Source organism: Micromonospora phytophila, from assembly GCF_023656545.1.
Lineage (GTDB): Bacteria > Actinomycetota > Actinomycetes > Mycobacteriales > Micromonosporaceae > Micromonospora > Micromonospora phytophila.
In genome coordinates, this window is sequence record NZ_JAMOKF010000358.1 from 1 (window position 1) to 5157 (window position 5157).

The following is a 5157-nucleotide window of genomic DNA, read 5'->3' on the forward strand; positions in this document are numbered from 1 at the left end:
GGCCGACCGGTGGCCGGCCGTTCGCCGCCCCGGCCGCGCGGCGCGCGCCACCCACCCGCCCCGACGGCGGTCCCGGCCGACGCGACGGCTGCCGATCGAACCCTTTCGACGGGGACGATCGAATCCGGTCAACGGGCGACGGTCGAACCGGTCAACGGGCGACGGTCGGGTCCGGTTCTGCGACCGGGTCGGAGAGGGAGAGGCGGCGGGTGGCGATCCGCCAGCCGACCGCGTAGACCAGCGTCACCAGCCCGCATCCGGCGAGCACGACGGGCTCGTCCACGACGTCCACCACGGACGCCACCACGAGCTGGCTGACCGAGATCGCCAGGGTCGCCAGCATCATGTCCGTGGCGAAGACCCGACCGCGCAACCGGTCCGGCACCTCGCCCTGGAGGGCGAAGTTGGACATCACCCAGTTGCTGCCGCCGGCGAAGTGGGCCACGAAGACCAGGGCGAGCACCAGCGGAAACCAGTCGGCGACCGAGGTGCCGAGGTAGGCCAGCCCGTAGAGCGACATCGACAGGGCCAGCCCGGGCAGCAGCCAGGCCCGATTGCCCAGCACTCGCCGCATCAGGATCGGGCCGACCAGCGCGCCCGCCCCACGCACCGCGAAGAGCAGTCCGGTGCCCACCGCGCCGACCCCGTACAACCCGGCGAGCAGCGGGAACACCGTCAGCACCCCGTTGCCCAGGCCGACCGCGGACTTCACGGTGACCAGCGCCAGCACCCGTGGCCGGTGGCCGATGTAGCGCAGCGCCTCGCTGATCGCCGCCCAGGTCGCCTGCGCGGGCCGGTCTGCGTCCCGGGGGGCCTGCAAGGGCCGGCGGATGAGCGTGGCCAGGCCCGCCGCGACCGCGAGGCCGACCGCGGCCACCCAGAAGCAGACGTACGGGCCGGCGACGGCGCTGAGCAGGCCACCGAGCGAGGCGCCGACGACGGTCATCGTGCCCCAGGCCGAGCCCGCGACGGCGTTGCCCGCGGCCAGTTCGTCGGGGTCGAGCACGTTGGGCAGGGCGGCCTGGGCCGCCGGGGAGTAGAACGCCTTGGCGACCGCCACCACGCCGATGCCGAGCATGGCCAGCCAGGCGGTGCCGGCGCTGCGGACGCCGAGGAGCAGCAGCACCCCGAGCAGGGCCGCGACGTTCGACGCGATCATGATCTTGCGGCGGTCGAACCGGTCGGCGATGGTGCCGGTGTACGGCAGCAGCAGCGCCACGATGCCGGTGTCGACGGCCAGCACCAGGGCACCCCAGACACCGCTGCCGGTCAGGTCCGGCAGCAGCACCAGCAGCGGCACCATGACGAACCAGTCCGCGCCGAAGACCACCAGCTCGGCCAGGAAGAGGTTGCGGAAGTTCCGGTTCCGGGTGAGGACCGACAGGGTGGACGGCACCTACGGACCCTATCGCCGCCGGCGTCGACGCCTCCGTCGGCACACGGACAGCGAAACACCCCGACGGGTCGGACCCGTCGGGGCGTTCGCGAACCAGCGGTGTCAGTCAGTCGGCGGCAGCGGCGACCGGCGGCTCTTGGGCAGCCGCAGCACCTCGAACTGGTCGGTGCCGTCCACCAGCGCGGCCGAGGGCGCCGGCCGGGCCGGCGTACCCGCGGGTTGGGAGTAGCCGGCGTCGGCGTCGGCCGCGGTGGCTCCGCTGTGCACCGGGGCCGGCTCGGCGGCCCACTCCCCCGCGGGGTAGCCGGGGGCGTCCGCCGGGGCAGCCGGGTCCGCTCCGCCGGAGCGGCGCGCCCGCCACGACCGGATCGCCTCCTTGGTGTGCTCCACCATGCTGTAGAGCGTCGGCACCAGGACCAGGGTGAGCAGCGTCGAGCTGAGCAGACCGCCGATCACCACGATCGCCAGCGGCTTCGAGATGAAGCCGCCTTCCCCGGTGAGGCCGAGGGCCATCGGCAGCAGCGCGAAGATGGTCGCGACCGCGGTCATCAGGATCGGGCGGAGCCGGCGCCGGCCGCCCTCGACGACCGCCTCCCGGACCCCCATGCCCTGGGCCCGGTACTGGTTGATCAGGTCCAGCAGCACGATCGCGTTGGTCACCACGATGCCGACCAGCATGAGCACGCCGATCAGCGCCGGCACGCCCAGCGGGGTGCCGGTGGCCAGCAGCAGCCCGATCGCGCCGGTCGCCGCGAACGGGATGGAGATCAGCAGGATCAGCGCCTGGGTGAGGCTGCGGAACGTCGCCACCATGATCAGGAAGACGATCGCGATGGCGGCGAGCACGGCCAGGCCCAGGTCGGCAAAGGCATCCTCCTGTTCGGCGCTGACGCCGCCGACGGCGAAGGTCGCGCCCGGCACGTCGATGCCGTCGAGCTTCTTCTGCAGCTCCTGGGAGATGGCGCCGAGGTTGGAGCCGGTGGCCGTACCGGTGACGGAGACGCTGCGCTCGCCGTCGATCCGGGTCACCTGCTGCGGCCCCTCGGCCTGGGTCACCTCGGCGATGTCGTCCAGCTTCACCGCGCCGACCGGCAGGGCGCGCAGCTCCTCCACCGAGACCGGCGGGTTGCCGGCGAAGCGGAGCACCACGTCGCGCTGGCCGCCGTCGAGGGTCACCTGACCCAGTGGCGCGCCGCGGAACGCCTGCGCCACCAGTTGGCCGACGGTCGCCTCGGTGAACCCGACCCGGGCGGCGGCGGCCCGGTCCACGGTCACGTCGACGCGCGGCACGCGGGTGGCGAGGCTGGTCGAGACGTCCTCCACGCCCTTCAGCCCGGCCATCGCCGCCCGGACCTCCTCGGCGGCCCGGGTCAACGCCGCCGGGTCGGCGGCCTGGACGACCACCTCCAACTGGTTCGCCGAGGCGCCGCCCTGCCCGCCGCCGAAGGTGATCTCGCCGACTCCGGCGCCGAGGGCGTCGAACTCCTTGCGCAGGATTACCCGCATCTCCTTGGCGTCGGTCTCGTCGCCGAGCGCCAGCGACCAGCTGGCGACGTTGTTGCCGCCGCCACCGGCCCACGGGTTGTCCCCGCCGCCCGCGGTCACCTGGTACGTCTCGACAGCCTCGGTCCGCTCCAGCACCGCCTCGACCTGGCGGGCCGCCGCGTCGGTGCCGGCCAGGCCGGTGCCCGCCGGCAGTTCCTGGGTGATGTTCAGGGTGTCCTGGCCGGAGTCGTCCAGGAAGTTGGTTTCCAACTGGCGGGAGAGGCCGAACGTGCCGAACAGCACGAGCACGCCGAGGCCCAGCGTGATGAACCGGGTGGCCCACCTGCGGGTGGCGAACCCGATCACCGGCAGGTACGCCCGCTGCAACGGGCTGCGCAGCTCCTTCTCCTCCGCCGCCCGGCGCACCGCCTCGTCGTCCGCGGTCCCGCCGGAGGGCTTGAGGAACCAGTACGCCAGGACCGGGATGACGGTCAGCGAGACCAGCAGCGAGGCGAGCAGGGCCACCGTGACGGTGATGGCGAACGGCGCGAAGAGCTGCCCGACGAAGCCGCCGACCAGGGCGATCGGCGCGAAGACGGCGACCGTGGTCAGGGTGGACGCGGTCACCGCGCCGGACACCTCGCGCACCGCGGTGAGGATCGCCTCCCGCTTCGGCTCGCCGTACTCCAGGTGTCGCTTGATGTTTTCCAGCACGACGATCGAGTCGTCGACCACCCGGCCGACCGCGATGGTCAACGCGCCGAGGGTGAGCAGGTTGAGCGAGTAGTCGCCGATCCAGAGGGCGATCAGCGCGACCACCACGGAGAGCGGGATGGAGACCGCGGTGACCACGGTGGAGCGTACGGAGAGCAGGAAGACCAGGATGACCACGACGGCCATGACCAGGCCGAGCAGGCCCTCGGTGGTCAGGCTCTCGATGGACTTCTCGACGAACGGCGCCTGGTCGAAGACCACGGTCAGTTCGGCGCCGGAGGCGTCACGCAGCTCGGCGAGGCGGTCCCGGATCTCGTGGGAGATCTCCACCGCGTTGCCGTCCGGGGCCGCGGTCACCGCGATGCCCAGGCTCTCCTTGCCGTTGGTACGGGTGATCGCGGTGGCCGGGGCGAGCGTCTGCTCGACCGTGGCCACGTCACCGAGGCGGACCGGGGCGGCCGCCGGGGCGACGACGATGCCGCGCAAATCGTCCAGGGTGGCCAGCGGGGCGCCGACCTGCACGGGGAGCGAACGGGTGCCGTCGGTCACCACGCCGGCGGGGATCGCCACGCCGTTGCTCTTCAGCGCGGCGCCGATTGCGGTCGGTGGGAGCTTCGCCGCGGCCAGCTTCGTCTGGTCCGGGGTGATCACGACGATGTCGTCCCGGATGCCGGTCACCTCGACGGTGCGGACCCCCTCGATCGCCTCCAGCTCGGGCACGACGGTGCTGCGCAGCTTCTCGCCGAGGACGCGCTGGTCGTTCCCGCCGGCGGCGGCGAGCACCACCGCGGGCAGGTCGTCGGTGCCGCCGGCGAGGACCTGCGGGTCGACGCCCTCCGGCAGTTGCGCGTCGATCCGGCTCAGCGCGGTCTGCATCTCGTTGACGACGCCGTCCAGGTCGGTGCCGAACTCGTACTGCACCTGGATGGTCGCGGAGCCCTCCCGCGAGGTCGAGGTGATCTTCTCCAGTCCGGTGATGCCCTGGAGGCTGTTCTCGATCGGCTCGGTGACCTGCGACTCGACGATCTCGGGCCCGGCGCCGGGGTAGGGCGCCACGATGAACGCGGCCGGGAACTCCAGCGACGGCAGGAGTTGCTGCTTCAGCGACGGCACGGCGAACGCTCCGAACGCCGTAATCACCACCGCGATGAGGGCGACCAGCCCTCGGTTGGCGAGGCTGAATCTGGCGAGCAGCGACATCGGCGTGGCTCACTCCTGAGGAAGAAGGCGGGCGGGGGTACCGGAAGTGTCCCCCACCCGATCTCCCCGACCCCCGCGGGGTTCCCACCCCGGATCCCACTCACGGGACCCCGTCCCACCCGCCCGTTCCCGGCGAACCCAGCCGGGTCGATCAGGGGAGTTCGCCGCCGGACCGGGCCGGGATCAGGACGCGAACGTCCTGGTCGGCACGGGCGGGCGGTGGGGCGCTGCCCGAGGGACGCTCCTATGCCGCGTCAAGTGGCTGTGGTGGGTTTTCGAGGCGTCGGTAGAGGTCTCGGGCGATGTAGCGCTTGAGGCAGCGTTTGATTTCGCGGTCGGTTTTGCCTTGAGCGCGGCGGCGC

At 72.6% G+C, this 5157-nt stretch carries 2 protein-coding genes; both read right to left on the bottom strand.

What is annotated here, in order from left to right:
• Positions 1-151: 151 nt before the first annotated feature.
• Positions 152-1396, bottom strand: a complete 1245-nt coding sequence (locus NCC78_RS27245) for an MFS transporter (RefSeq protein ID WP_250798043.1) — start codon at positions 1394-1396, stop codon at positions 152-154.
• Positions 1397-1498: 102 nt separating this feature from the next.
• Positions 1499-4795 carry an efflux RND transporter permease subunit gene (locus NCC78_RS27250; protein ID WP_250798044.1) on the bottom strand — a complete coding sequence of 1099 codons (3297 nt, stop codon included), beginning with the start codon at positions 4793-4795 and terminating at the stop codon, positions 1499-1501.
• Between the last annotated feature and the right edge of the window lie 362 nt (positions 4796-5157).

Bases quoted from the DNA above. Each gene is read 5' to 3' on its own strand.
- NCC78_RS27250 (WP_250798044.1), bottom strand. From the start codon at position 4,795: ATGTCGCTGCTCGCCAGATTCAGCCTCGCCAACCGAGGGCTGGTCGCC.